Origin of the sequence: Serratia sp. BNK-4, from assembly GCF_048685115.1 — a bacterium.
In the GTDB taxonomy this organism is placed as follows: Bacteria; Pseudomonadota; Gammaproteobacteria; order Enterobacterales; family Enterobacteriaceae; genus Serratia; species Serratia bockelmannii.
In genome coordinates, this window is the sequence record NZ_JBLQTM010000001.1 from 4,409,534 (window position 1) to 4,431,899 (window position 22,366).

Below are 22,366 nucleotides of genomic sequence, written 5' to 3' on the forward strand. Positions count from 1 at the left end.
CCTTACTTGCGGAACGGGAAGTTAAAAGCAGCCAGCAGCGCGCGGCCTTCATCATCAGATTTCGCAGTAGTGGTAATGGTAATATCCAAACCACGAACGCGATCGACTTTGTCGTAGTCGATTTCTGGGAAGATGATTTGCTCACGCACGCCCATGCTGTAGTTGCCACGGCCATCGAATGACTTGGCGGACAGGCCACGGAAGTCACGGATACGTGGAACAGCAATGGAGATCAGACGCTCAAAGAACTCCCACATGCGTTCGCCACGCAGAGTTACTTTACAGCCGATCGGATAGCCCTGACGGATTTTGAAGCCTGCAACAGATTTGCGGGCTTTGGTGATCAACGGTTTTTGACCGGAGATAGCTGCCAGGTCCGCTGCGGCGTTATCCAGCAGTTTCTTGTCAGCAATCGCTTCACCAACACCCATGTTCAGGGTGATCTTCTCGACCCGAGGGACTTGCATGACAGAGTTGTAATCAAACTGAGACATCAGTTGTTTGACTACCTCGTCTTTGTAGTAATCATGCAGTTTCGCCATCGTATTACTCCAAATTACTTGATAGTTTCGCTGTTAGACTTGAAGAAACGGACTTTTTTGCCGTCTTCGAATCTAAAGCCTACACGGTCAGCCTTGCCGGTAGCCGCGTTGAAGATAGCAATGTTAGAAACCTGAATTGCAGCTTCTTTTTCAACAATGCCGCCTGGTTGGTTCAGAGCCGGAACCGGCTTCTGGTGTTTCTTAACCAGGTTGATGCCTTCAACAATGACCTTGCCAGCAGACAGGACATTTTTTACTTTACCGCGCTTACCTTTGTCTTTCCCGGTAATCACGATAACTTCGTCATCACGACGGATCTTCGCTGCCATGTTCGCTCCTTAGAGTACTTCTGGTGCCAGAGAGATAATTTTCATGAACTTCTCATTACGCAGTTCACGAGTTACCGGCCCAAAAATACGCGTACCGATAGGCTGCTCGCTGTTATTGTTCAAAATAACGCATGCATTGCCATCGAAGCGAATGACAGAACCGTCCGGGCGACGTACACCCTTCTTGGTGCGCACCACTACCGCCTTCAGAACATCGCCTTTCTTCACCTTACCGCGAGGAATTGCTTCCTTGATGGTAATTTTGATGATGTCGCCGACGCCTGCGTAGCGACGGTGCGAGCCACCTAGAACCTTGATACACATTACGCGACGTGCACCGGAGTTGTCGGCGACGTTCAGCATAGTCTGTTCTTGGATCATTTTAGTGCTCCGCTAATGTCAACTACTACTTTAAAGACCCAAGTAAAAATTAGGCCGTTGAAAAGCCCCATAACCGAGGGCGCAGCATTATAACACCGCTTACTTGGTATGGGTAGAAAAAATAAACGGCTCATTTTCTGAGCCGTTTATTAAGTGAGAGCCAGCTACTCTATTACAGAATCGCTTTCTCTACAACGCGAACCAACGTCCAGGACTTAGTCTTGGACAGTGGGCGGCATTCGCGGATTTCCACCACGTCGCCGGTACCACATTCGTTGTTCTCGTCATGTACGTGCAGCTTGGTCGTACGTTTGATGAATTTCCCGTAGATCGGGTGCTTCACAGTACGTTCGATAGCAACAACGATGGATTTCTCCATTTTATCGCTAACAACACGACCCTGCAGGGTACGGATAACTTCAGTCATTTACACACCCGCCTTTTGAGTCAGTAAAGTCTTAACGCGTGCGACGTCACGACGCACTTGTTTCAACAGGTGAGTTTGTTGCAGCTGGCCACTGGCCGCCTGCATGCGCAAGTTGAATTGCTCACGCAGCAGGTTGAGCAGCTCGGCATTCAGCTCTTCAACGCTTTTTTCACGCAGCTCTTGTGCTTTCATTACATCACCGTCTTAGTTACAAAGGTGGTTTTGATCGGCAGTTTCGCTGCTGCCAGTTTGAATGCCTCGCGGGCAACCTCTTCTGGCACGCCGTCCATTTCGTACAGGACCTTACCAGGCTGGATCAGGGCAACCCAATACTCCACGTTACCCTTACCTTTACCCATACGCACTTCCAGCGGCTTCTCGGTGATCGGTTTGTCCGGGAATACACGGATCCAGATCTTGCCTTGACGCTTAACTGCACGAGTCATTGCACGACGAGCTGCTTCGATTTGACGAGCAGTCAGACGGCCACGGCCAACAGCTTTCAGACCGAAAGTGCCGAAGCTAACATCCGTACCTTGCGCCAGACCACGGTTGCGGCCCTTGTGCACCTTACGGAATTTTGTACGCTTTGGTTGTAACATCAGCGACTCTCCTTACTTGCGGCCTTTACGCTGCTGCTTTTTAGGTTGAGCAGCCGGTTCCGGTTGTTCAACTGCAGCCATACCACCCAGGATCTCACCTTTGAAGATCCATACCTTAACGCCGATTACACCATAAGTGGTGTGCGCTTCAGATGTGTTGTAGTCGATGTCCGCACGCAGAGTGTGCAATGGAACACGACCTTCGCGGTACCATTCGGTACGTGCGATTTCAGCGCCGCCAAGACGGCCGCTTACTTCAACTTTGATACCTTTAGCGCCAAGACGCATTGCGTTCTGTACTGCACGCTTCATAGCACGACGGAACATAACGCGACGTTCCAGCTGAGAAGTGATGCTGTCAGCAACCAATTTAGCGTCGAGTTCCGGTTTACGGACTTCGGCGATGTTGATCTGTGCAGGAACGCCAGCGATGTCCGCTACGACCTTGCGCAGTTTTTCGACGTCTTCACCTTTCTTGCCGATAACGATGCCTGGGCGAGCAGTGTGAATGGTCACACGGATGCTCTTCGCAGGACGCTCGATAACGATGCGAGAAACGGAAGCTTTCGACAGTTCCTTAGTCAGGAATTGACGAACTTTAAAGTCGCTGTCCAGGTTGTCAGCGAATTCTTTGGTATTCGCATACCAAGTAGAGTTCCAAGGTTTGACAATACCCAGGCGAATACCATTAGGATGTACTTTCTGACCCATTGCTAGTCTCCAGAGTCTCAGCGATCGGACACAACCACAGTAATGTGGCTGGTGCGCTTCAGGATGCGATCTGCACGACCTTTTGCACGCGGCATAATGCGCTTCATGCTTGGGCCTTCGTCTACGAAGATTTTCGTAACTTTCAGATCATCGATGTCAGCGCCATCGTTGTGTTCTGCGTTAGCAATGGCAGACTCCAGCACTTTCTTAACCAGACCAGCAGCTTTCTTGTTGGTGTAGGTCAGAGTTTCCAGAGCTTGCGACACTTTCTTACCGCGAATCAGGTCAGCAACAAGGCGAACCTTCTGAGCAGAAGAACGAGCGTGGCGATGTTTAGCGATAGTTTCCATCTCTTCCTCCTACCTTAGCGCTTTTTAGCTTTTTTATCAGCCGCATGGCCGCGATAAGTACGAGTCGGCGCGAATTCACCCAGTTTGTGACCGACCATTTCATCGGAAACGAACACTGGTACGTGCTGACGACCATTATGGACAGCGATGGTCAAACCGATCATGTTAGGAAAGATCGTTGAACGACGGGACCAAGTGCGCAAAGGCTTCTTGTCACCGCTTTCCACCGCTTTCTCTACCTTCTTCAGCAAGTGCAGGTCAATAAAAGGACCTTTCTTGAGAGAACGTGGCATGGCTTATCCTCTAATTATTTTTTGCTACGGCGACGTACGATGAACTTATCAGTACGCTTGTTGCTACGGGTCTTCTTACCTTTGGTCTGAACGCCCCACGGAGTTACCGGGTGCTTACCAAAGTTACGACCTTCACCACCACCGTGCGGGTGATCTACCGGGTTCATCGCCGTACCGCGAACGGTAGGACGAACACCACGCCAACGTGCAGCACCTGCTTTACCCAGAACGCGAAGCATGTGTTCAGCGTTACCGACTTCACCCAGGGTGGCGCGGCAATCAGCTGGAACTTTACGCATTTCGCCAGAGCGCAGACGCAGAGTTACGTAGGAACCATCACGAGCAACGATCTGAACGTAGGCACCAGCGGAGCGAGCCATCTGGCCGCCTTTACCTGGTTTCATTTCTACGTTGTGAACCGTTGAACCAACTGGAATGTTGCGCATCGGCAGGGTGTTGCCCGCTTTGATTGCAGCATCAACGCCAGATTGAATCTGGTCACCAGCTTTCAGGCCTTTCGGCGCCAGGATGTAACGGCGTTCGCCGTCTTTGTACAGAACCAGCGCGATGTTCGCGGAACGGTTCGGATCGTACTCCAGACGCTCAACCACAGCAGGGATACCGTCTTTGTTGCGCTTGAAGTCAACCAGACGATAATGTTGCTTGTGGCCACCACCGATATGACGGGTGGTGATACGGCCATTGTTGTTACGACCACCGCTTTTGCTCAGTTTTTCCAGCAGCGGGGCATAAGGTTTACCCTTGTGCAGCTCAGGGTTAACCACTTTAACAACGTGGCGACGACCCGGAGATGTAGGTTTACATTTAACAATTGCCATTGTTCTTACTCCTCCGACTTACTCTGCGCCGCCGATGAAGTCCAGATTCTGGCCTTCTTTCAGGGTGACGTAAGCTTTTTTCCAGTCGCTACGACGACCAACACGCTGACCGTGACGCTTCACTTTCCCTTTAACTACCAGGGTGTTCACGTCTTCGACTTCGACTTCAAACAGTTTCTGCACTGCAGCTTTGATTTCTGCTTTGGTCGCGTCTTTGGCAACTTTGAGAACGATGGTGTTGCTTTTTTCCATCGCAGCGGATGCTTTTTCAGATACGTGCGGTGCACGCAGCACTTTCAGCAAACGTTCTTCACGGATCATGCCAGCATCTCCTCAACTTGCTTCACAGCATCAGCAGTCATAACCACTTTGTCGAAGGCGATCAGGCTAACCGGATCGATACCTGCTACATCGCGCACGTCAACCTTGTACAGGTTGCGAGCTGCCAGGAACAGATTCTCATCCAGTTCACCGGTCACGATCAGCACGTCTTCCAGAGCCATATCTTTCAGTTTCTGTGCCAGCAGCTTAGTTTTAGGCGCTTCTACAGAGAACTTCTCGACAACGATCAGACGATCTTGACGTACCAGCTCGGACAGGATGCTTTTCAGCGCGCCGCGGTACATCTTTTTGTTTACTTTCTGACTGTGGTCCTGTGGCTTAGCAGCAAAGGTCACGCCGCCTGAACGCCAGATCGGGCTCTTTACAGAACCTGAACGCGCACGGCCGGTGCCTTTCTGACGCCATGGCTTTTTGCCGGAACCAGTTACTTCAGCACGGGTCTTCTGAGCACGAGTACCTTGACGGGCACCTGCTGCATAAGCAACAACAACCTGGTGTACCAGCGCTTCGTTGAAATCACGACCGAAGGTAGTTTCGGAAACAGTCAGCGCGCTTTGCGCGTCTTTCAATACTAATTCCATTGCTATCCCCTTACGCCTTCACAGCTGGTTTAACGATCAGGTTGCCACCGGTTGCGCCCGGTACAGCACCCTTAACCAGCAGCAGGTTGCGCTCAGCGTCAACACGTACTACGTCCAGGCTCTGAACGGTTACGCGCTCATCACCCAGGTGGCCAGCCATTTTCTTGCCTTTGAACACTTTGCCCGGAGTCTGGTTCTGACCGATAGAACCCGGAACACGGTGAGACAAGGAGTTACCGTGGGTAGCGTCTTGGGTACGGAAGTTCCAGCGCTTAACAGTGCCAGCAAAACCTTTACCTTTAGAAGTACCGGTAACATCGACTTTTTTAACGTCAGCGAAGATTTCTACGCTAATTTCCTGACCTGCAGCGAACTCTTGACCTTCTTCAAGGCGGAATTCCCACAGACCACGGCCAGCTTCAACGCCAGCTTTAGCGAAATGGCCCGCTTCCGGCTTGGTTACACGGTTAGCTTTTTTGCTACCAGTGGTAACCTGAACGGCACGGTAACCGTCGGTGTCCAGGCTTTTAACCTGAGTCACGCGGTTCGCTTCAATTTCAATTACGGTTACTGGGATAGAAACGCCATCTTCAGTGAAGATACGGGTCATACCCACTTTTTTACCGACTAAACCAATCATTGTTTCAACCTCTCAATCGCTCAATGACCTGATTAACCCAGGCTGATCTGCACGTCTACACCGGCAGCCAGATCCAGACGCATCAGAGCATCAACGGTTTTCTCGGTTGGCTCAACGATGTCAACCAGACGCTTGTGAGTGCGAATCTCGTACTGATCGCGCGCGTCTTTGTTGACGTGCGGAGAGATCAGAACGGTAAAGCGCTCTTTGCGAGTTGGCAGCGGGATCGGACCACGGACTTGCGCACCAGTGCGCTTTGCAGTCTCGACGATTTCCGCGGTTGATTGATCGATCAGACGATGATCAAACGCTTTCAGGCGGATACGGATTCTTTGGTTCTGCATGAGACCAGAGCTCCAATTATTTATAAACGTAAATAATTACTCCTCACACCCATTTCGATTGATGGGGGAGTGTAATCGTCAACATATAACCCCCATATCGGGAGTATTGTTCGAAAGGCAAAAAAGGCCTGCCAATCGACTGATTCGCTAAAATCAGGCTTACCAAGATTAGGTGAGCCCGCGCATTATACGCAAAATGGCCCAGGAAGCAAGCCGCAGTTGGAAATATGCTCAGGAAATCGTCATTTTTGCGCGTTCAGTGTCAGTTTGCGGGTTAGCACGGTGAGCAGGGAATGAATTATGCTTAGGGTGGGTTGAGCTCTCCCCTGCCCCGCCGTGAAAACGGCCGCCGGCAGGAGAGGCAATGGCGAATAGGCTGAAGGCTTTACTCTTTGCGCTCCAAAATCTGGGCCTGGGCATAGTTTTGAATACCGAGGCGAGCGATGAGGTCCAGCTCGGTTTCCAGCCAGTCGATATGCTCTTCTTCATCAGCCAGGATATCGATCATCAAATCGCGGCTGACATAATCGTGAATAGAATCGGCATAGGCGATACCTTCACGCAGGTTCTTGGCACCAGCCAGCTCCAGAGCTAGATCGGAACGCAGCATCTCTTCAATATCTTCGCCGATGTTCAGCTTGCCGAGATCTTGCAGGTTAGGAAGCCCTTCCAGGAACAGGATACGCTCGATGTAGCGATCGGCATGTTTCATTTCGTCGATCGACTCGTGGTATTCCTTGTCGTTGAGGCGCATTAAGCCCCAATTCTTGAACATGCGGGCGTGCAGGAAATATTGATTGATGGCAACCAGCTCGTTGCCGAGCAGCTTGTTGAGGTGAGCAATGATCTTTTTATCGCCTTTCATAGGTAACTCCTCCTGGCCAGTTCTAAAAGTGTAGAACCTGTAAGCCAAGAGTCAAAAATAACCTTACCCTTTGTTAGGCAACTTCATGCATTGGGATGATAGTTCCGCGTTCCTCCACCATAATCTGTCTTGCCTGACGAATGCACTTTCCACAATCGGTACCAATCGGCACAAGTTCACGCAGCTGCTTCATGGTATGGGGATTGTGCTGACGCACCGCATTACGGATCGCTTTGTCAGTCACCGCATTACACAGACATACATACATAGAGAGACTCACTTCTTAACCAATGCATTGAGTCTAAATAGGAATGGTTTTTATTTCAATTAAGATTTGAGCAAATTGCATAAAAAAAGGGCACCGAAGTGCCCCTTTTTTGTGTCGAAAAATTATTCGCGATTAAGCGATAACTTTAGCAACAACACCAGCGCCTACAGTACGGCCGCCTTCACGGATTGCGAAACGCAGACCGTCGTCCATCGCGATTGGGTGAATCAGGGTTACAACCATGTTCACGTTGTCGCCTGGCATTACCATCTCTACGCCTTCTGGCAGTTCGATGGTACCGGTCACGTCAGTAGTACGGAAGTAGAACTGTGGACGGTAGCCTTTGAAGAATGGCGTGTGACGACCACCTTCATCTTTGCTCAGGATGTACACTTCAGATTCGAACTGGGTGTGCGGCTTGATGGAGCCTGGTTTAGCCAGTACCTGACCACGTTCGATTTCTTCACGTTTGATACCACGCAGCAGAACACCTACGTTCTCACCAGCACGGCCTTCGTCCAGCAGTTTGCGGAACATTTCAACGCCAGTACAGGTAGACTTAACGGTGTCTTTGATACCAACGATTTCAACTTCTTCGCCAACTTTGATGATACCGCGCTCAACACGACCGGTAACAACGGTACCACGACCGGAGATGGAGAATACGTCTTCGATTGGCAGCAGGAACGGCTTGTCGATAGCACGCTCTGGCTCTGGGATGTAGCTGTCCAGGGCTTCGGCCAGTTCGATGATTTTCGCTTCCCACTCAGCTTCGCCTTCCAGCGCTTTCAGCGCGGAACCGCGGATCACTGGCAGGTCATCGCCTGGGAAGTCGTACGCGGACAGCAGTTCGCGAACTTCCATTTCTACCAGTTCCAGCAGCTCTTCATCATCAACCATGTCGCATTTGTTCATGAATACGATGATGAAAGGAACGCCAACCTGACGACCCAGCAGGATGTGCTCACGAGTCTGAGGCATTGGGCCGTCAGTCGCAGCTACTACCAGGATCGCGCCGTCCATCTGAGCAGCACCGGTGATCATGTTTTTCACGTAGTCGGCGTGCCCTGGGCAGTCAACGTGCGCGTAGTGACGAGTCGGGGTGTCATACTCAACGTGAGAGGTGTTGATGGTGATACCACGAGCTTTTTCTTCTGGCGCGTTATCGATCTGGTCGAAAGCACGTGCAGAACCGCCGTAGGTTTTAGCCAGAACGGTGGTGATCGCTGCAGTCAGGGTAGTTTTACCGTGGTCAACGTGGCCGATAGTACCAACGTTAACGTGCGGTTTTGTACGTTCAAATTTTTCTTTAGACACGGCTATATTCCTTACTATAGCGCTCTCCCCTTCTGGAGAGAGCACGGGACTTTGGTTTTAACCCTGCGGCTTATTTGCCACGGGCTTCGATTACGGCCTGAGCGACGTTGTTCGGTGCATCATCATACTTCAGGAATTCCATGGTGTATGATGCGCGACCTTTAGTCAGAGAACGCAGCTGAGTTGCGTAGCCGAACATTTCGGACAACGGTACTTCAGCGTGGATCTTAACGCCAGTCACTTCAGATTCCTGACCGCGCAGCATGCCGCGACGACGGCTCAAGTCACCGATAACGTCACCGGTGTTCTCTTCTGGAGTCTCAACTTCAACCTTCATGATAGGCTCAAGCAGAACTGGTTTCGCTTTCTTAAAGCCTTCTTTAAAGGCGATAGACGCGGCCAGTTTAAACGCCAGTTCAGAGGAGTCAACGTCGTGGTAAGAACCGAAGTGCAGACGAATACCCATGTCTACTACCGGGTAACCAGCCAACGGACCAGACTTCAGCTGCTCCTGGATGCCTTTATCAACGGCAGGGATGTATTCGCCAGGAATTACACCACCTTTGATGTCGTTGACGAACTCGTAACCTTTCGGGTTAGAGCCCGGCTCCAGTGGGTACATGTCGATCACAACGTGACCGTACTGACCGCGACCACCAGACTGCTTGGCGTGCTTACCTTCAACGTCGGTAATCTTCGCGCGAATCGCTTCGCGGTAAGCTACCTGAGGTTTGCCCACGTTAGCTTCAACGTTGAATTCACGCTTCATGCGGTCAACGATGATGTCGAGGTGCAGTTCACCCATACCGGCGATGATGGTCTGGTTAGACTCTTCGTCAGTCCATACGCGGAACGACGGGTCTTCTTTAGCCAGACGGCCCAGAGCCAGACCCATTTTTTCTTGGTCAGCTTTGGTTTTCGGTTCAACGGCGATAGAGATTACCGGCTCAGGGAATTCCATACGCTCCAGGATGATTGGAGAGTCTGGATCACACAGGGTGTCCCCGGTGGTCACGTCTTTCAGACCGATCGCAGCGGCGATGTCGCCTGCGCGAACTTCTTTGATCTCTTCACGCTTGTTGGCGTGCATCTGAACGATACGGCCAAAACGCTCGCGCGCAGACTTAACGGAGTTCAGCACGGTGTCGCCGGAGTTAACAACGCCGGAGTACACGCGGAAGAAGGTCAAGTTACCTACGAACGGGTCGGTAGCGATTTTGAACGCCAGCGCAGAGAACGGCTCGTCATCACTTGCGTGACGCTCAGCCGGAGTGTCTTTACCGTCGTCCAGGATACCGTTGATCGCAGGAACGTCAGTTGGTGCCGGCAGGTATTCGATTACCGCATCCAGCATCGCCTGCACGCCCTTGTTCTTGAACGCAGAACCACAGGTAACCAGGATGATTTCGTTGTTCAGTACGCGCTGACGCAGAGCTGCTTTGATTTCTTCCTCGGTCAGCTCTTCGCCGCCCAGGTATTTTTCCATCAGCTCTTCGGAAGCTTCCGCAGCGGACTCGATCAGGTTCTGGCGCCATTCTTCAGCCAGATCCATCATGTCAGCCGGGACGTCTTCGTATTCGAAGGTTACGCCTGCGTCTTCTTCGTTCCAGTTGATCGCCTTCATTTTCACCAGGTCGATAACGCCGGTGAATTTGTCTTCTGCGCCGATAGCCAGCTGCAGAGGAACAGGGTTAGCGCCCAGACGAGATTTGATCTGGCCAACAACTTTCAGGAAGTTAGCGCCCATACGGTCCATTTTGTTAACGAACGCGATACGTGGCACTTTGTATTTGTTAGCCTGACGCCATACGGTTTCAGACTGTGGCTGAACACCACCAACAGCACAGTAAACCATTACCGCGCCATCCAGCACACGCATGGAACGTTCTACTTCGATGGTGAAGTCAACGTGCCCTGGGGTGTCGATGATGTTTACGCGATGCGGTTCGAACTGCTTGGCCATACCAGACCAGAAAGCAGTAGTCGCTGCAGAAGTGATGGTAATACCACGCTCCTGCTCCTGTTCCATCCAGTCCATGGTGGCAGCGCCGTCATGAACTTCACCGATTTTGTGGTTTACACCGGTGTAGAACAGAATACGTTCGGTAGTGGTGGTTTTACCGGCGTCGATGTGAGCACTGATACCGATGTTACGGTAGCGTGCAATGGGTGTTGTACGAGCCATTTGATTCCTCTATTCCTAGGGCGTTCAAGTTCAGTTAACCCAAGCGGGCCGATTTGACGCGCCCGCTTGGTTAGCATGACTACAGCCAGGTGATTACCAGCGGTAGTGGGCGAACGCCTTGTTGGCTTCGGCCATACGGTGAACGTCTTCACGCTTCTTAACAGCAGAACCTTTGTTCTCTGCTGCGTCAGACAGCTCGTTCGCCAGGCGCAGAGCCATGGATTTATCACCGCGTTTACGTGCAGCATCAACGATCCAACGCATTGCCAGAGCATTACGACGAACCGGGCGGACTTCAACTGGTACCTGATAAGTAGAACCGCCAACGCGACGCGACTTAACTTCTACAGTCGGGCGAACGTTGTCGAGAGCGACTTCGAAAGCTTCCAGGTGATCTTTACCAGAACGCTGAGCCAGGGTCTCCAGCGCGGTATAGACGATTGCTTCTGCAGTAGATTTTTTACCGTCTACCATCAGGATATTTACAAATTTGGCCAGCAGCTCAGATCCGAACTTAGGATCTGGCAGGATTTTACGTTGGCCGATTACGCGACGACGTGGCATGGAAATACTCCGTTGTTAATTCAGGATTGTCCAAAACTCTACGAGTTTATTTTGACATTAAAGTTAAAACGTTTGGCCTTACTTAACGGAGAACCATTAAGCCTTTGGCTTCTTCACGCCGTACTTGGAACGAGCTTGCTTACGGTCTTTAACACCGGAGCAGTCAAGTGCACCACGGACGGTGTGGTAACGCACACCTGGCAGGTCTTTTACACGACCGCCACGGATCAGGATTACGGAGTGTTCCTGCAGGTTGTGGCCTTCGCCACCGATGTAGGAAGTCACTTCGAAACCGTTAGTCAAACGCACACGGCAAACTTTACGCAGTGCGGAGTTTGGTTTTTTCGGGGTAGTGGTATATACGCGGGTGCATACGCCACGTTTCTGCGGGCAGGCTTCCAGCGCTGGAACGTTGCTTTTAGCAGCCTTCACAGAGCGTGGTTTGCGAACCAGCTGGTTAATTGTTGCCATTAAAAAAGCTCCTGGTTTTTGCTTCGTACTAGCTTCGTAAACATGTGATAAATCCCCTCGTATGCACTATTGGCAGAGTACGAGGACGCAGAATTTTAGGGCTGACCAGTATGGGTGTCAAGAAATATACAACATCACTCTCATTACCAGGCCATTTGGCTGCGGTGTTGTTCGGTTAATTCAACGAAGTGATTATAGCCGATGACAGTGATTTTGTGCGAAAAATGACCAACCAATCCCCGGGCTTCCAGGTCATCCTGCAGCGCATAAAGGGATATGGGGGCGGCGAGCAGCAATTCAAGATGAGCGCTGCCGGCAAGGCCTGCAAGCACGCCGTCCTGTAGCAGCAACAGCGCGTCGCCCTCCGCCGCCAGGCGCAGCAGCGCAGGTAAGTCACATTGGTTTGGCGAATGGCTCAGGGTATACAGCATCAGAAGATCCTAAAACGTCATCACGGCGTCGTAACCGGTCAATTGGCGGCGCAATTCATCCGGCGCCAGCACCTCGGCATCCAGCACCCAATCGGTCACCTGACTCAGCCCACGCTCCTGCAGCGAAGCCTGGCATAGATAGCAGCGCTCCACGTCATACAACGGTAGCACGCCGAAGGTGGCGATGTAATTGCGCGCCAAGATTTTTTCCGGTTGCTGGCCCGGCAACAGCTGCAATACGCCATCGCCGACAAAAAACACCCCCAAATCCTCACTGAGCGCCGATGTGGCAAGCAGCGCATCCAGCCCTTCCCTGCCGCCGGCACCGCCGTGCGGCCCGTGGGTGAAAACAAAAGCGACTCGTTTCATCATATCCTCAGAACTGCACCAGACGGTCGCAACTCAGCGACGCTTCGGCCAGGGAACCCAGCCCGCTCAGGGTAAAGCCGGGCTGCAGGTTGGCGCTTGCCAGCCCCTGTTGCGCCGCCTCCTGCTCGTCGGTGACGCCACGGCGCAGCGCGGCAGCAACGCAGACGTTGAGCGCCACGCCGTGTTGCTGCGCCAGCTGCGTCCAGCCGCGCACCAGGTCGAATTCGTCGCTGGCCGGCGCGGTCAGTTGGTTGGCGTTCAACACCCCTTCACGGTAGAAAAAAACGCTGGAAAGCCGGTGCCCTTTCGCCAGCAAAGCCTGAGCGAACTGATAGGCGCTGCTGGCCTGCTGCGTGCCGTAAGCCGGGCCGGTGACCAACAGACAATAATCGAGCATCAACGGTCGCTTCCCAACAGATCGCCACTCTTGAACTGGCGGATGTACAGATACACGGTGTGTTTGGAGATATTCAGGCGATCCGCCACCTGATTGATCGCATCCTTGATATCGAAGATGCCTTTCTCATAGAGGTTGAGCACCACCTGGCGATTCTTGGCGTTATTGGACACCGAGCGGTCGGCGTTCACCTCTTCGATGGTGAACTCCAGCGTCTGCGCCACCAGATCGTCGACGGAAGAGGCGAAATTCACCGACGACGGCACGTCCTGCGTGGCCGGCGGCATAAAAGTCTGCATGATCTGCGAGAACGGCACGTCGAGGTTCATGTTGATGCACAGCAAGCCGATCACCCGCTGCTCGCGATTGCGAATGGCAATGGTCACCGATTTCATCAACACGCCGCTCTTGGCGCGGGTAAAGTAGGCTTTCGACACGCTGCTGTCGTCGCCGGCCATGTCGTGCAGCATGCGCAGCGCCAGGTCGGTGATCGGCGAGCCGATTTTGCGCCCGGTGTGTTCCCCGTTGGCGATGCGCACCGCCGAGCTGTTCAGGTCTTCCAGCGCGTGCAATACGATCTCACAGTGGCCGCCGATCAACATCGCCAGCCCGTCGACCACCGCTTCATAGGATTTCAGGATTTCATGATCCGTTTGAGTAAACGGACGTTCATTCAGCAAATCAAGTTCGCTGGCTTCGCTGGATAAAAGCGAATTCGACATCGAAGATACCACCCTCATAGATCGCCTGTGCCAGGGGGCGCAGCTAAAACTGCTCGGATCGGATCGCTGCCGTCGTCGGCATGCCGCCGCGCGGCTGGCTGAGAGCCGCATAAAACGGCACGATGACATCCGCGGGCGAGGCGGCCGGGAACAATTTTAGGTACACGCCCTAAGGGGCAGACGCATGACTGATAAGTCAGAATTATTAGTCTAGCAAAGCGGCCGGAGCAAAGTCCTTGCGTTTGCGCGTGGTATTGACGTTAAGCCCGATGCCCGGCAGGCGTCAAGCGTTCAATGGCGAGAGAGGCGGCGGCGGCCAAAATGAAAACCGCCGCGGAGGGCATCCGCGGCGGTGGCAAACAAAGCGACGAGATTATTTCGCTTTGGTATCGGCTTTCGCATCAGCCGGTTTTTCGGCTTTAGCGTCGGCTTTCGGCGCCGCTTTCACGTCCAGCAGCTCAACGTCGAAGACCAGCGTGGAGTTAGCTGGGATGCCCGGAACGCCGGTTTTGCCGTAGGCCAAGGCCGGCGGGATCACCAGCTTGATTTTGCCGCCTTTCTTGATGTGCTTCAGACCTTCGGTCCAGCCAGGGATCACGCCGTCCAGACGGAACGACAGCGGCTCGCCGCGGGTATAGGAGTTATCAAACTCGGTGCCGTCGGTCAGGGTGCCTTTGTAGTTCACCACCACGGTGTCGCTGTCTTTCGGCGCTTCACCCGCGCCCGGTTTCTCTACCTGATACAGCAGGCCGGATTCGGTTTTCTTCACGCCTTTTTCTTTAGCGAAGCTGTCGCGATACTTGGCGCCTTTGGTTTCGTTGTCCTTGGCGTCCTGCTCCATCTTCGCCTGAGCGGAAGCCTTCACGCGCGCTTCGAAGCCCTGCAGGGTCTTCTCGATGTCGGCATCGTTCAGCTTGCTCTTGTTGGCGAACGCGTCCTGAACGCCGGCGATCAGCTGATCTTTGTCCAGCTTGATGCCCAGCTTCTCTTGCTCTTTCAGAGAGTTGTCCATGTAACGGCCGAGAGAGGCGCCCAGTGCGTAAGCCGCTTGCTCGTCGTCGTTTTTGAACTTGCCGGTGCTTGGCGCTGCTGCCGCGTCCGCTGGTTTAGCGGCTTCTGCCGGTTTGGCGGCATCGGCTGCCATGACCTGGGTCGCATTCAGAGCAAAAGCCATGGTGGTTGCCAGAAGCGTGACTTTAAACAAAGATTTCATCCATTTCTCCAGTGTCTGAAGCAATGCCCCAAACAATCATTAGGTAAGATAACCGGGCTACTATAGCTGCCTGAAACAAAACAAAACAGTCGCACAGGTAACCAATCGAGTCAAAGTGTGACTCCCACTTTGCCGAGAAGTTTCCCCCTGCGTGCTACTCGTATGATAAATCAGATTTTTCTTGCAGAATATTCGGCGAGGTTAGCAAAAAACGGCGTATCGGGCGCGCAACTTTTCAGCACTTTACACTGCCGATCGCAACGTTGCGCGCCGTCTGAAGAAATAGCGCGAGCAAACCCGGCGCCAGCTGTTACCATAGCGCCGAATCAGGATTTTATCGCGTCAGAGGTAGCCTCATGCACAACGCCGACATTCAACGCCTGCTACAGCGGCTTGAAGAACTGGAGAGCCGTCAGGCTTTCCAAGAGCTCACCATCGAAGAGCTCAACCAGACCGTTACCCAGCATCAAATGGAAATGCTGAAGATGCGCGAACACCTGCGCATGTTGACCGACAAGCTGCGCTCGACCCAAACCTCAATGATCGCCTCGCAATCGGAAGAAACCCCTCCGCCGCACTATTGAGGGTCCGTTGCGCGGTTATTTCAGGCGTGCCAACCCATCGACGGCACGCTCGAGATACCGGCGCGGGCACCCCAGGTTGATGCGGATAAAACCGCTCCCCTGCGGGCCGAAACCGCTGCCCATCGACGGAGCCAGCTTTGCCACCGCCACCAGCGCCTGCTGTAAGTCAGCATCGCTCAAACCCAGTGCACGGCAATCCAGCCAGGCGAGATAGGTCCCTTCTGCCTGGGTCATCGTGCACCAGGGCGCGGCGGCCGCCAGCGCCCGTTCAAACCAACACCGATTCTCCGCCAGGTAGCCGAGCAGCTCATCAAGCCAGACAGCACCCCGTTGATAGGCCGCGGTCGCCGCCGTCATCGATAGCGCGTTGAACACATCCAGCCCGTGGGCATTCAGCCGATCGACAAACGCCTGCCGAAGCCGAGCGTTGGGGATCAGGAAATTCGAAATGCGCAGCGAGGAAAGGCCGAACGTTTTGCTGGCGGACGTCGCCGCAATCGCTCGCTCGCGATATTTCTTGTCCAGATGCAACACCGACGTAAACGTCTCGCCGGGCAGCAGCAGATCGGCCCAGATCTCATCGGAGATCACCGTAACGTCGTGGGTATGGCAAAGCGCCATGAGCCGCTCCAGTTCATCGCGGCGCCAGCAACGGCCTGTCGGATTGTGCGGATTGCACAGCAACAACAGCGGCGGTTTACGCTGTGCCAGACAGGCAGCCAACTGGTCGAAATCGATCCGATATCCCTGCGGAGTTTTCAACAGAGGATTCTCAAGCACCTCTCTGCCATTCATGGTGACTATCTTGGCGAACGAGCCATAATACGGCCCCTGCACCACCACACCGTCCCCCGGCTTGCTGAGCAGTTGGATCAGCATCGCCAATCCGGGCACCACCCCCTCAATCGACGTAAACCACTCACGCCGCAGCGGCAAGTCGTGCCGTTTGGCGAACCAGTCGATCGCCGCCTGATAGTAGGCGTCGTCACGTTCGCTGTAGCCAAAGACCCCGTGGTCCACCCGCTGATGCAGCGCCTGTTGCACCTCTGGCGGACATGGAAAATCGAAATCGGACACCCACATCGGCAACAGTTCGCTGCCATCCAGTTGCAGATAGCGGTCGATGAAGTCCCACTTCACGGAGCTGGTGTTGTGGCGATCGATGATGGCGTTGAAATGACTCGTCATGTCAGGCTTCCTTACGCTGCAAATCGTTCTGAGGTTGAAGTTTGGCGATACCGAAGCCGGTGAACCCATAAATCAGGGCGAACACCACCGCGGCATAACATTGGATCGCCCACGGCAGCAGATCGAGCGTGCTGACCCCCAGCGTGGTCGCCATGTAAATACCGGCGGCCGTCCACGGGATCAGCGGCTCGATAACGGTGCCCGCATCCTCGACGGTGCGCGACAGGTTTTTGTTGTCCAGCCCCATGCGCCGATAGGCCCCTTTGAACAGCTCCGCTGGGATCAGCAGCGCCAGCTTGCCGTCGCTGGTCGCGCCGGTCACCAGGATCGTGGTGGCAACGGTGGCGGCGATCAGTTGGCCGGTGGTGTGCACCACGTGCAGCAGCCGGCTGATGATCACCGTCAGGGCGCCGGTCAGCGTCAGGGCGCCGGCGAAGGAAAAGGCGCAGAACACCAGCAGGATCGTACTCATCATCGAGAACATGCCGCCGCGGTTCAGCAGGCGCGGCACATCGGCGACGATCCCTTCGACGTTATGGCCCTGGCTGGCGAACATCGACAGATTGAAGCCGTCCATCAACGCATTCAGCCCCTGTTGCAGGCTAAAACCCTGCAGCGCGACGCCGATGGCGATCGCCAGCGCGCAGGCGGCCAGCATGACAGGGATCACCGGCCGTTTGGTCACCGCGCCCCACAGCACCAGCACCGGTGGCAGGATCAACAGCAGGTTGAAATGGTACAGCCCCTCAAGCGCGCTGACGATTTCGGTCACTTTTTCCGGCGTTGCCACGCTGCCCACCGCGCCGGTGTGGCCGGCGATCAGGTACACCACGGCGGCCAGGATGAAGCTCGGCAACGTCGTGTACATCAGATGCTGGATATGGCTGTAGAGATCGGTATCCGCAACGATAGCCGCGAAATTCGTCGAATCGGACAACGGCGAAATTTTGTCGCCGAAGTAGGCGCCGGACACCACCGCCCCAGCCGCGGCGGCCAGTGGCACGTCTAAACCGGCGGCCACGCCCATCAGCGCCACGCCCACGGTGCCGGCTGCCCCCCACGAGGTGCCGGTGCACACCGAGATGACGCTGGTGATGAAGAACGCGGCAATCAGAATATATTGCGGACTGATCAGCTTCAGCCCCCAATACACCATGTAAGGGATTGTACCGCTGATCATCCAGGTGCCGATCAGGCCACCTACGCAGATCAGGATCATGATCACCGGCATGGCCTTCGCCAGCTTGGCCACGATGGCCTCGATGATGTCGTCCCAGCGGTAACCTTGCCACCAGGCCAGCGCGGCGGTGATGGCGGCGGAAACCAGCAGAAGCGGTTCAATGCGCAGGCCAAACTGGCCATAGCCGATGATGAGCAGCAACAGCATGGCCACAATCGGCAGCGTCGCCAACCCAAGGTTGAGCGTTTTCTTATTATCCATATACGGCTCCTGTTGAAGATGGGGTACTGCAACAGCGTAATGGCTTCGATAATCGGAGGATGTGAGCGCAGGCAACCGGCCATGTAATCGGTTTCATGCGCTCACGTTGTGTGACTTGTCTCTCATTCGCCGCGCTTGCTTTGCTCATGCGGCTCGCCATCGGTGACAGAGTCTCGCAGGATAAGCTCGGCCGAAAAGCGGTTGTTCTGCGGCGCGACGTCGCTGCCGCTGTGGATCTGCAGCGCGAGGCGCGCGGCGCGTCGGGCCATTTTCTCGATGGGGTAATGCACAGTGGTCAGCGAAGGGTGGAGATATTTCGCCAGGGCAATGTCGTCAAAGCCAACGATCGACAGCGCATCGGGCAACTGAATGTGCCGTTGATGGCAGGTGCGCATCATGCCGGCGGCCATCACGTCGTTGAACGTCACTGCGGCGGTGAAGCGTGGGTCGCTGGCCAGCACGCGCTCGGCCGCCAACTCGCCCCCTTTCTCGTTGAAGGGCACGCTGATGATCCAGGCTCCGGGCACCTCAATACCAGCGGCGGCCATGGCCTTGCGGTAACCCGCTAACCGCTGTGCGCGGTCGTCGATCGGCAAATCCGCCGTCACGCAGGCGATTCTCCGATGCCCCTGGCGAATGAGTAGCTCGGTCGCCGCCTGTGCCGCCTTGGCATTGTCGAGCCAAATACAACGATTGGCGATGGCCGGCAGGTAGCGATTGACCAGCACCAACGCGGGCGTGTGGGCGGCGTAGCGCAGCAGCTCCTCTTCTCCCATGCGCGTGACGTGCGCCACAATGGCTTCGCATCCCTGATTGATGAGAAAGTCGAGGCCGCTTTTTTCCAGTTCGGCCTGATGCCCGCCGCTGCACAACATCAAACGCACGCCAGCCTGCCGCGTGATGTCTTCCACGCCCCGCGCCAGGCGCGAGAAAAACGGATCGTCGAGGTTGCCGGTCAGCAACCCCAGCATATTGCCGCTTCTTTTCGCCAGTGCCAGCGCGGCGGCGTTGCGGTGGTAATTGAACTCGCGCATCGCTTTCTCGACGCGTTCGCGGGTCACCGGTTCAACGTAGGCGGTATTATTGATCACCCGGCTGACGGTGGCCGTGGAAACGCCGGCGCGGCGCGCAACGTCTTTCATGGTGGCCATGGCATGTCCTGTTGTGCCGTTCGGCGCCTGGTGCGCCGCGCATAAAAAAGGGCAGCCAATGGCCGCCCTCTTGTCTCGGGATTGCGTTCTGCTTAGTGGCAGCCGCAACCACCGTTACCGCAACCGCCTTTACCGTGGTCGTGACCATGGTCGTGATCGTGGCTGTGGCCGTGACCGCCGCAGCAACCTTCACCGTGCTCGTGGTGATGGTCGTGCTCGCCGTGTACGTGACCGTGCGCCAGCTCTTCTGCGGTCGCTTCGCGGATCGCGACAACTTCCACGTTGAAGTTCAGGTTTTGGCCGGCCAGCATGTGGTTGCCGTCAACCACGACGTGGTCACCGTCAACTTCGGTGATTTCAACCGGTACCGGGCCCTGATCGGTGTCAGCCAGAAAACGCATGCCGACCTGCAGTTCGTCAACGCCCATGAAGACGTCTTTCGGTACGCGCTGCACCAGGTTTTCGTCGTAGTTGCCGTACGCGTCGTTCGCGCCGACGTGAACGTCAAAACGATCGCCAACGTCGTGGCCTTCGAGTGCTTTTTCCAGACCTGCGATCAGAGAACCATGCCCGTGCAGATAGTCCAGCGGTGCGCTCACCGGAGACTCATCAACCAAAACACCGTCTTCTGTACGTACTTGGTAAGCCAGGCTGACCACCAAGTCTTTTGCTACTTTCATGATATCTCCTACCGTTGGCTACTAGGACGCGCACCGTTATCGGGATGCGCGCCTTTTCCGGACAGATTGTAACGGAAATCTGCCTCGCTGTACCCTCCGGGATAAAAAAACGCTACTTCGGCTGGAAAATGCCGATCACCTGCTCTTGCGGGCGAACGTGTTTTTCCACCTGTTGTTCGGTCTGGCGCTGATGGTGTCCGCACTTGACGCACTCCACCACTTCCACCTGATCCTCCCGCCATACCGCCAACGTATCCATAGCGCTACAGCTCGGGCACACCGCCCCGGCGATAAATCTCTTACGTGTTGCAGACATCGTTATGCTCCCGCTTATTCGTATTCGTCCCAGCCGTCGAACTGGCGACTTTCTTTTTGCATTTCGCGATGGAACAGCTCTTCCAGCTCGCGCCGCGCCTCTTTCACGCGGGAAATTTGCGCCACGTCGCCCTGATGCGGCGGCATCAGCTCACGCAGCATGCGCATATCCAGACGGCGGAAATGCTGCTGGGCGCGGAAAGCCTGATGCGGGTGCATGCCCAACTCCATCAGCGCCTTGCGCCCCAGTTCCAGCGCGCTGGAGAAGGTTTCGCGGCTGAACTGTTTCACGCCCGCCTGCAGCAGCTCATGTGCCTCCACGCGGCCGCGCGCGCGCGCCAGAATGCTCAGGTTCGGAAAGTGCTGTTGGCACAGCCGCACGATCTCCATGGTGTCTTCCGGCTCATTGCAGGTGATCACGATCGACTTGGCCTTTTCGGCGCCCGCCGCGCGCAACAGCTCCAGCTCGGTGGCGTCGCCGTAATAAACCTGGTAACCGTAACGCCGCAGCACGCCGACGGCGCTGACGTCGCGCTCCAGTACGGTAATGCGCATTTTGTTGGCCATCAACAGGCGGCCGATCACCTGGCCGAAACGCCCGAAGCCGACGATGATCACCTGCGGATCGTCATCCTCTACGTACGGCGTTTCCTCGTCTTCGCCTTTAGCGTTATAGCGGCGCGCCAAAATGCGGTCGATGGCCTGCATCAGCAGCGGCGTGGTCATCATCGACAGCGTCACCACCACCAGCAGCAAAGAGAGTTGATCCGGCTGCAGCACCTTTTGCGCCCCCGCCGCCGAAAACAGCACGAAGGCAAACTCACCGCCCTGGCTGAGCACTCCGGCAAACTGCAGCCGCACCGAGCTACGCAGGCCGAACAGACGCGACACGCCATAGAGCACGCCGGATTTGACCGCCACCAGCGCCAATACGCCGATCAACACCTCGGCCAGGTGGGTGTAGAGCACGCCGATATTCAACACCATGCCCACCGAGATAAAGAACAGCCCCAGCAGCAGCCCTTTAAACGGCTCGATGGAGATCTCCAGTTCGTGGCGATATTCGCTCTCCGCCAACAGCACCCCGGCGATGAAGGTGCCGAGCGCCATCGACAGGCCGAGCGCCTCCATAAACAGCGCCGAGCCGAGCACCAACAACAGCGCCGCGGCGGTGAAAATCTCGCGCACGCCGGAGGCGGCGATATAGCGGAACAGCGGCCGCAGCAGAAAGCGTCCGCCGATCAGCATGCCGCCGAACGCCGCGACCTTGAGCGCGATCTTCGCCCAGTCGTCGCTGGTGCCGCCGGCGCCGGCCAGAATGGGGATCAACGCCAACGCCGGGATCACCGCCATATCCTGGAACAGCAGCACCGAGAAACCGAGCTGCCCCCCTTCGTTGCGGTTCATGCCCTTTTCGCGCATCAGCTGCAGCGCCATGGCGGTGGAAGACATCGCCAGGCCGATACCGCCGATCACCGCCGCCTGCCAGGCGAAGTGCGTCAGGTACAGCAACGCGCCCAGCACCGCCGCGGTGAGCAACACCTGGCCGGCGCCGGCGCCGAAAATCGAGCGCCTCAGTTCCCACAGCTTGCTGGGGTTCAGCTCCAGACCGATGATGAACATCAGGAACACCACGCCCAGCTCGGAGAAGTGCAGGATCTCGTCAACGTCGCGGATGAAGCCCAATCCCCAAGGGCCGATGGCAATGCCGGCGATCAGATAGCCCAGCACCGCGCCGATCCCCAGGCGACGGGCGATCGGCACCGTCACCACCGCGGCAAACAGGAACAGCAAAATGGCGGTCAGTAAGGTCGATCCTTCCAT

General features: G+C 55.3%; 32 protein-coding genes. 1 reads left to right on the top strand and 31 read right to left on the bottom strand.

What is annotated here, in order from left to right:
* Positions 1–2: 2 nt before the first annotated feature.
* The 25 genes from rplE to fkpA all read right to left on the bottom strand — a co-directional run bounded on the left by rplE (position 3) and on the right by fkpA (position 15,183).
* Positions 3–542 carry a 50S ribosomal protein L5 gene (gene rplE, locus ACMGGW_RS20980; protein ID WP_004929756.1) on the bottom strand — a complete coding sequence of 180 codons (540 nt, stop codon included), beginning with the start codon at positions 540–542 and terminating at the stop codon, positions 3–5.
* Between the two features lie 14 nt (positions 543–556).
* Positions 557–871 (bottom strand): 50S ribosomal protein L24, encoded by a 315-nt coding sequence (gene rplX / locus ACMGGW_RS20985; protein WP_004929758.1) that lies wholly within the window; start codon positions 869–871, stop codon positions 557–559.
* Between the two features lie 9 nt (positions 872–880).
* Positions 881–1,252 carry a 50S ribosomal protein L14 gene (rplN, locus tag ACMGGW_RS20990; RefSeq protein ID WP_000613954.1) on the bottom strand — a complete coding sequence of 124 codons (372 nt, stop codon included), beginning with the start codon at positions 1,250–1,252 and terminating at the stop codon, positions 881–883.
* A 172-nt stretch (positions 1,253–1,424) separates the two neighbouring features.
* Positions 1,425–1,679 (bottom strand): 30S ribosomal protein S17, encoded by a 255-nt coding sequence (gene rpsQ / locus ACMGGW_RS20995; protein WP_004929760.1) that lies wholly within the window; start codon positions 1,677–1,679, stop codon positions 1,425–1,427.
* The gene (rpmC, locus tag ACMGGW_RS21000) at positions 1,680–1,871 is read right to left on the bottom strand and encodes a 50S ribosomal protein L29 (RefSeq protein WP_004929762.1); all 192 of its coding nucleotides are present in this window, start codon (positions 1,869–1,871) and stop codon (positions 1,680–1,682) included.
* Positions 1,871–2,281 carry a 50S ribosomal protein L16 gene (gene rplP / locus ACMGGW_RS21005; RefSeq protein ID WP_004929764.1) on the bottom strand — a complete coding sequence of 137 codons (411 nt, stop codon included), beginning with the start codon at positions 2,279–2,281 and terminating at the stop codon, positions 1,871–1,873. The genes rpmC and rplP overlap by 1 nt, the downstream gene beginning before the upstream one ends.
* Positions 2,282–2,293: 12 nt before the next feature.
* Positions 2,294–2,992 (bottom strand): 30S ribosomal protein S3, encoded by a 699-nt coding sequence (gene rpsC, locus ACMGGW_RS21010; RefSeq protein WP_004929766.1) that lies wholly within the window; start codon positions 2,990–2,992, stop codon positions 2,294–2,296.
* A gap of 17 nt (positions 2,993–3,009) precedes the next feature.
* Positions 3,010–3,342 (bottom strand): 50S ribosomal protein L22, encoded by a 333-nt coding sequence (rplV, locus tag ACMGGW_RS21015; protein ID WP_002223844.1) that lies wholly within the window; start codon positions 3,340–3,342, stop codon positions 3,010–3,012.
* A 14-nt stretch (positions 3,343–3,356) separates the two neighbouring features.
* The gene (gene rpsS, locus ACMGGW_RS21020; RefSeq protein WP_004929772.1) at positions 3,357–3,635 is read right to left on the bottom strand and encodes a 30S ribosomal protein S19; all 279 of its coding nucleotides are present in this window, start codon (positions 3,633–3,635) and stop codon (positions 3,357–3,359) included.
* 14 nt (positions 3,636–3,649) lie between these two features.
* The gene (gene rplB / locus ACMGGW_RS21025) at positions 3,650–4,474 is read right to left on the bottom strand and encodes a 50S ribosomal protein L2 (protein ID WP_004929775.1); all 825 of its coding nucleotides are present in this window, start codon (positions 4,472–4,474) and stop codon (positions 3,650–3,652) included.
* Positions 4,475–4,492: 18 nt separating this feature from the next.
* Positions 4,493–4,795, bottom strand: coding sequence for a 50S ribosomal protein L23 (gene rplW / locus ACMGGW_RS21030; RefSeq protein WP_004951179.1), 303 nt, complete (start codon positions 4,793–4,795; stop codon positions 4,493–4,495).
* Positions 4,792–5,397 carry a 50S ribosomal protein L4 gene (gene rplD / locus ACMGGW_RS21035; protein ID WP_004929779.1) on the bottom strand — a complete coding sequence of 202 codons (606 nt, stop codon included), beginning with the start codon at positions 5,395–5,397 and terminating at the stop codon, positions 4,792–4,794. Before rplD ends, rplW begins: the two co-directional genes overlap by 4 nt.
* Before the next feature lie 10 nt (positions 5,398–5,407).
* Positions 5,408–6,037 carry a 50S ribosomal protein L3 gene (gene rplC, locus ACMGGW_RS21040; protein WP_015379265.1) on the bottom strand — a complete coding sequence of 210 codons (630 nt, stop codon included), beginning with the start codon at positions 6,035–6,037 and terminating at the stop codon, positions 5,408–5,410.
* A gap of 32 nt (positions 6,038–6,069) precedes the next feature.
* Positions 6,070–6,381 carry a 30S ribosomal protein S10 gene (gene rpsJ, locus ACMGGW_RS21045; RefSeq protein ID WP_001181005.1) on the bottom strand — a complete coding sequence of 104 codons (312 nt, stop codon included), beginning with the start codon at positions 6,379–6,381 and terminating at the stop codon, positions 6,070–6,072.
* Positions 6,382–6,766: 385 nt separating this feature from the next.
* Positions 6,767–7,246: a bacterioferritin gene (gene bfr / locus ACMGGW_RS21050; protein WP_019456183.1), complete on the bottom strand. Its 480-nt coding sequence runs from the start codon at positions 7,244–7,246 to the stop codon at positions 6,767–6,769.
* 73 nt (positions 7,247–7,319) lie between these two features.
* Complete coding sequence (bfd, locus tag ACMGGW_RS21055) at positions 7,320–7,514, bottom strand: bacterioferritin-associated ferredoxin (RefSeq protein ID WP_015379266.1); 195 nt, start codon at positions 7,512–7,514, stop codon at positions 7,320–7,322.
* A gap of 132 nt (positions 7,515–7,646) precedes the next feature.
* Positions 7,647–8,831: an elongation factor Tu gene (gene tuf / locus ACMGGW_RS21060; RefSeq protein WP_015376315.1), complete on the bottom strand. Its 1,185-nt coding sequence runs from the start codon at positions 8,829–8,831 to the stop codon at positions 7,647–7,649.
* Positions 8,832–8,901: 70 nt separating this feature from the next.
* On the bottom strand, positions 8,902–11,016 hold the full coding sequence (gene fusA / locus ACMGGW_RS21065; protein ID WP_025304497.1) for an elongation factor G: 2,115 nt from the start codon (positions 11,014–11,016) through the stop codon (positions 8,902–8,904).
* 93 nt (positions 11,017–11,109) lie between these two features.
* A complete protein-coding gene (gene rpsG / locus ACMGGW_RS21070; RefSeq protein WP_004956203.1) occupies positions 11,110–11,580 on the bottom strand; it encodes a 30S ribosomal protein S7 in 471 nt (156 codons plus the stop codon).
* Between the two features lie 96 nt (positions 11,581–11,676).
* Positions 11,677–12,051: a 30S ribosomal protein S12 gene (gene rpsL, locus ACMGGW_RS21075; protein WP_004930426.1), complete on the bottom strand. Its 375-nt coding sequence runs from the start codon at positions 12,049–12,051 to the stop codon at positions 11,677–11,679.
* Between the two features lie 143 nt (positions 12,052–12,194).
* Positions 12,195–12,482, bottom strand: coding sequence for a sulfurtransferase complex subunit TusB (tusB, locus tag ACMGGW_RS21080; RefSeq protein WP_025304499.1), 288 nt, complete (start codon positions 12,480–12,482; stop codon positions 12,195–12,197).
* Between the two features lie 9 nt (positions 12,483–12,491).
* The gene (tusC, locus tag ACMGGW_RS21085; RefSeq protein WP_043138837.1) at positions 12,492–12,851 is read right to left on the bottom strand and encodes a sulfurtransferase complex subunit TusC; all 360 of its coding nucleotides are present in this window, start codon (positions 12,849–12,851) and stop codon (positions 12,492–12,494) included.
* A 7-nt stretch (positions 12,852–12,858) separates the two neighbouring features.
* Entirely contained in the window at positions 12,859–13,248 is a 390-nt protein-coding gene (tusD, locus tag ACMGGW_RS21090) for a sulfurtransferase complex subunit TusD (RefSeq protein WP_033636259.1), read from the bottom strand.
* Complete coding sequence (locus ACMGGW_RS21095; RefSeq protein WP_004930418.1) at positions 13,248–13,970, bottom strand: helix-turn-helix transcriptional regulator; 723 nt, start codon at positions 13,968–13,970, stop codon at positions 13,248–13,250. The genes tusD and ACMGGW_RS21095 overlap by 1 nt, the downstream gene beginning before the upstream one ends.
* A gap of 373 nt (positions 13,971–14,343) precedes the next feature.
* On the bottom strand, positions 14,344–15,183 hold the full coding sequence (fkpA, locus tag ACMGGW_RS21100; protein WP_025304502.1) for an FKBP-type peptidyl-prolyl cis-trans isomerase: 840 nt from the start codon (positions 15,181–15,183) through the stop codon (positions 14,344–14,346).
* Positions 15,184–15,539: 356 nt separating this feature from the next.
* On the opposite strand from fkpA, the gene ACMGGW_RS21105 reads away from it, so the two are divergent.
* A complete protein-coding gene (locus ACMGGW_RS21105; RefSeq protein WP_025304503.1) occupies positions 15,540–15,767 on the top strand; it encodes a SlyX family protein in 228 nt (75 codons plus the stop codon).
* Positions 15,768–15,782: 15 nt separating this feature from the next.
* Here the strand turns inward: ACMGGW_RS21105 and ACMGGW_RS21110 are convergent, their stop codons facing one another.
* From ACMGGW_RS21110 to kefB, 6 genes are all read right to left on the bottom strand, one after another.
* On the bottom strand, positions 15,783–16,955 hold the full coding sequence (locus tag ACMGGW_RS21110) for a PatB family C-S lyase (protein WP_197832476.1): 1,173 nt from the start codon (positions 16,953–16,955) through the stop codon (positions 15,783–15,785).
* Position 16,956: 1 nt separating this feature from the next.
* Positions 16,957–18,396 carry a Na+/H+ antiporter NhaC gene (nhaC, locus tag ACMGGW_RS21115; RefSeq protein WP_049206071.1) on the bottom strand — a complete coding sequence of 480 codons (1,440 nt, stop codon included), beginning with the start codon at positions 18,394–18,396 and terminating at the stop codon, positions 16,957–16,959.
* A gap of 122 nt (positions 18,397–18,518) precedes the next feature.
* Complete coding sequence (locus ACMGGW_RS21120; protein ID WP_060448453.1) at positions 18,519–19,547, bottom strand: LacI family DNA-binding transcriptional regulator; 1,029 nt, start codon at positions 19,545–19,547, stop codon at positions 18,519–18,521.
* Between the two features lie 92 nt (positions 19,548–19,639).
* Positions 19,640–20,227, bottom strand: a complete 588-nt coding sequence (gene slyD, locus ACMGGW_RS21125) for a peptidylprolyl isomerase (protein WP_004930407.1) — start codon at positions 20,225–20,227, stop codon at positions 19,640–19,642.
* Positions 20,228–20,339: 112 nt separating this feature from the next.
* The gene (locus ACMGGW_RS21130; protein ID WP_015379274.1) at positions 20,340–20,543 is read right to left on the bottom strand and encodes a YheV family putative zinc ribbon protein; all 204 of its coding nucleotides are present in this window, start codon (positions 20,541–20,543) and stop codon (positions 20,340–20,342) included.
* Between the two features lie 14 nt (positions 20,544–20,557).
* Positions 20,558–22,366 (bottom strand): glutathione-regulated potassium-efflux system protein KefB, encoded by a 1,809-nt coding sequence (kefB, locus tag ACMGGW_RS21135; RefSeq protein WP_049294935.1) that lies wholly within the window; start codon positions 22,364–22,366, stop codon positions 20,558–20,560.

Excerpts from the sequence above, each read along its gene's own strand:
- rpmC (WP_004929762.1), bottom strand. The coding sequence starts at position 1,871 with ATGAAAGCACAAGAGCTGCGTGAAAAAAGCGTTGAAGAGCTGAATGCC.
- rplC (WP_015379265.1), bottom strand. The coding sequence starts at position 6,037 with ATGATTGGTTTAGTCGGTAAAAAAGTGGGTATGACCCGTATCTTCACT.
- ACMGGW_RS21130 (WP_015379274.1), bottom strand. The coding sequence starts at position 20,543 with ATGTCTGCAACACGTAAGAGATTTATCGCCGGGGCGGTGTGCCCGAGC.
- rplW (WP_004951179.1), bottom strand. The coding sequence starts at position 4,795 with ATGATCCGTGAAGAACGTTTGCTGAAAGTGCTGCGTGCACCGCACGTA.
- rplX (WP_004929758.1), bottom strand. The coding sequence starts at position 871 with ATGGCAGCGAAGATCCGTCGTGATGACGAAGTTATCGTGATTACCGGG.
- ACMGGW_RS21095 (WP_004930418.1), bottom strand. The coding sequence starts at position 13,970 with ATGTCGAATTCGCTTTTATCCAGCGAAGCCAGCGAACTTGATTTGCTG.
- kefB (WP_049294935.1), bottom strand. The coding sequence starts at position 22,366 with ATGGAAGGATCGACCTTACTGACCGCCATTTTGCTGTTCCTGTTTGCC.
- ACMGGW_RS21105 (WP_025304503.1), top strand. The coding sequence starts at position 15,540 with ATGCACAACGCCGACATTCAACGCCTGCTACAGCGGCTTGAAGAACTG.
- ACMGGW_RS21110 (WP_197832476.1), bottom strand. The coding sequence starts at position 16,955 with ATGACGAGTCATTTCAACGCCATCATCGATCGCCACAACACCAGCTCC.
- slyD (WP_004930407.1), bottom strand. The coding sequence starts at position 20,227 with ATGAAAGTAGCAAAAGACTTGGTGGTCAGCCTGGCTTACCAAGTACGT.
- rplB (WP_004929775.1), bottom strand. The coding sequence starts at position 4,474 with ATGGCAATTGTTAAATGTAAACCTACATCTCCGGGTCGTCGCCACGTT.
- tusB (WP_025304499.1), bottom strand. The coding sequence starts at position 12,482 with ATGCTGTATACCCTGAGCCATTCGCCAAACCAATGTGACTTACCTGCG.
- rpsJ (WP_001181005.1), bottom strand. The coding sequence starts at position 6,381 with ATGCAGAACCAAAGAATCCGTATCCGCCTGAAAGCGTTTGATCATCGT.
- rpsQ (WP_004929760.1), bottom strand. The coding sequence starts at position 1,679 with ATGACTGAAGTTATCCGTACCCTGCAGGGTCGTGTTGTTAGCGATAAA.
- rplV (WP_002223844.1), bottom strand. The coding sequence starts at position 3,342 with ATGGAAACTATCGCTAAACATCGCCACGCTCGTTCTTCTGCTCAGAAG.
- rpsC (WP_004929766.1), bottom strand. The coding sequence starts at position 2,992 with ATGGGTCAGAAAGTACATCCTAATGGTATTCGCCTGGGTATTGTCAAA.
- tusD (WP_033636259.1), bottom strand. The coding sequence starts at position 13,248 with ATGCTCGATTATTGTCTGTTGGTCACCGGCCCGGCTTACGGCACGCAG.
- tusC (WP_043138837.1), bottom strand. The coding sequence starts at position 12,851 with ATGAAACGAGTCGCTTTTGTTTTCACCCACGGGCCGCACGGCGGTGCC.
- rpsL (WP_004930426.1), bottom strand. The coding sequence starts at position 12,051 with ATGGCAACAATTAACCAGCTGGTTCGCAAACCACGCTCTGTGAAGGCT.
- rplD (WP_004929779.1), bottom strand. The coding sequence starts at position 5,397 with ATGGAATTAGTATTGAAAGACGCGCAAAGCGCGCTGACTGTTTCCGAA.
- rplN (WP_000613954.1), bottom strand. The coding sequence starts at position 1,252 with ATGATCCAAGAACAGACTATGCTGAACGTCGCCGACAACTCCGGTGCA.
- bfd (WP_015379266.1), bottom strand. The coding sequence starts at position 7,514 with ATGTATGTATGTCTGTGTAATGCGGTGACTGACAAAGCGATCCGTAAT.
- fusA (WP_025304497.1), bottom strand. The coding sequence starts at position 11,016 with ATGGCTCGTACAACACCCATTGCACGCTACCGTAACATCGGTATCAGT.
- bfr (WP_019456183.1), bottom strand. The coding sequence starts at position 7,246 with ATGAAAGGCGATAAAAAGATCATTGCTCACCTCAACAAGCTGCTCGGC.
- rpsS (WP_004929772.1), bottom strand. The coding sequence starts at position 3,635 with ATGCCACGTTCTCTCAAGAAAGGTCCTTTTATTGACCTGCACTTGCTG.
- rpsG (WP_004956203.1), bottom strand. The coding sequence starts at position 11,580 with ATGCCACGTCGTCGCGTAATCGGCCAACGTAAAATCCTGCCAGATCCT.
- fkpA (WP_025304502.1), bottom strand. The coding sequence starts at position 15,183 with ATGAAATCTTTGTTTAAAGTCACGCTTCTGGCAACCACCATGGCTTTT.
- ACMGGW_RS21120 (WP_060448453.1), bottom strand. The coding sequence starts at position 19,547 with ATGGCCACCATGAAAGACGTTGCGCGCCGCGCCGGCGTTTCCACGGCC.
- nhaC (WP_049206071.1), bottom strand. The coding sequence starts at position 18,396 with ATGGATAATAAGAAAACGCTCAACCTTGGGTTGGCGACGCTGCCGATT.
- rplE (WP_004929756.1), bottom strand. The coding sequence starts at position 542 with ATGGCGAAACTGCATGATTACTACAAAGACGAGGTAGTCAAACAACTG.
- rplP (WP_004929764.1), bottom strand. The coding sequence starts at position 2,281 with ATGTTACAACCAAAGCGTACAAAATTCCGTAAGGTGCACAAGGGCCGC.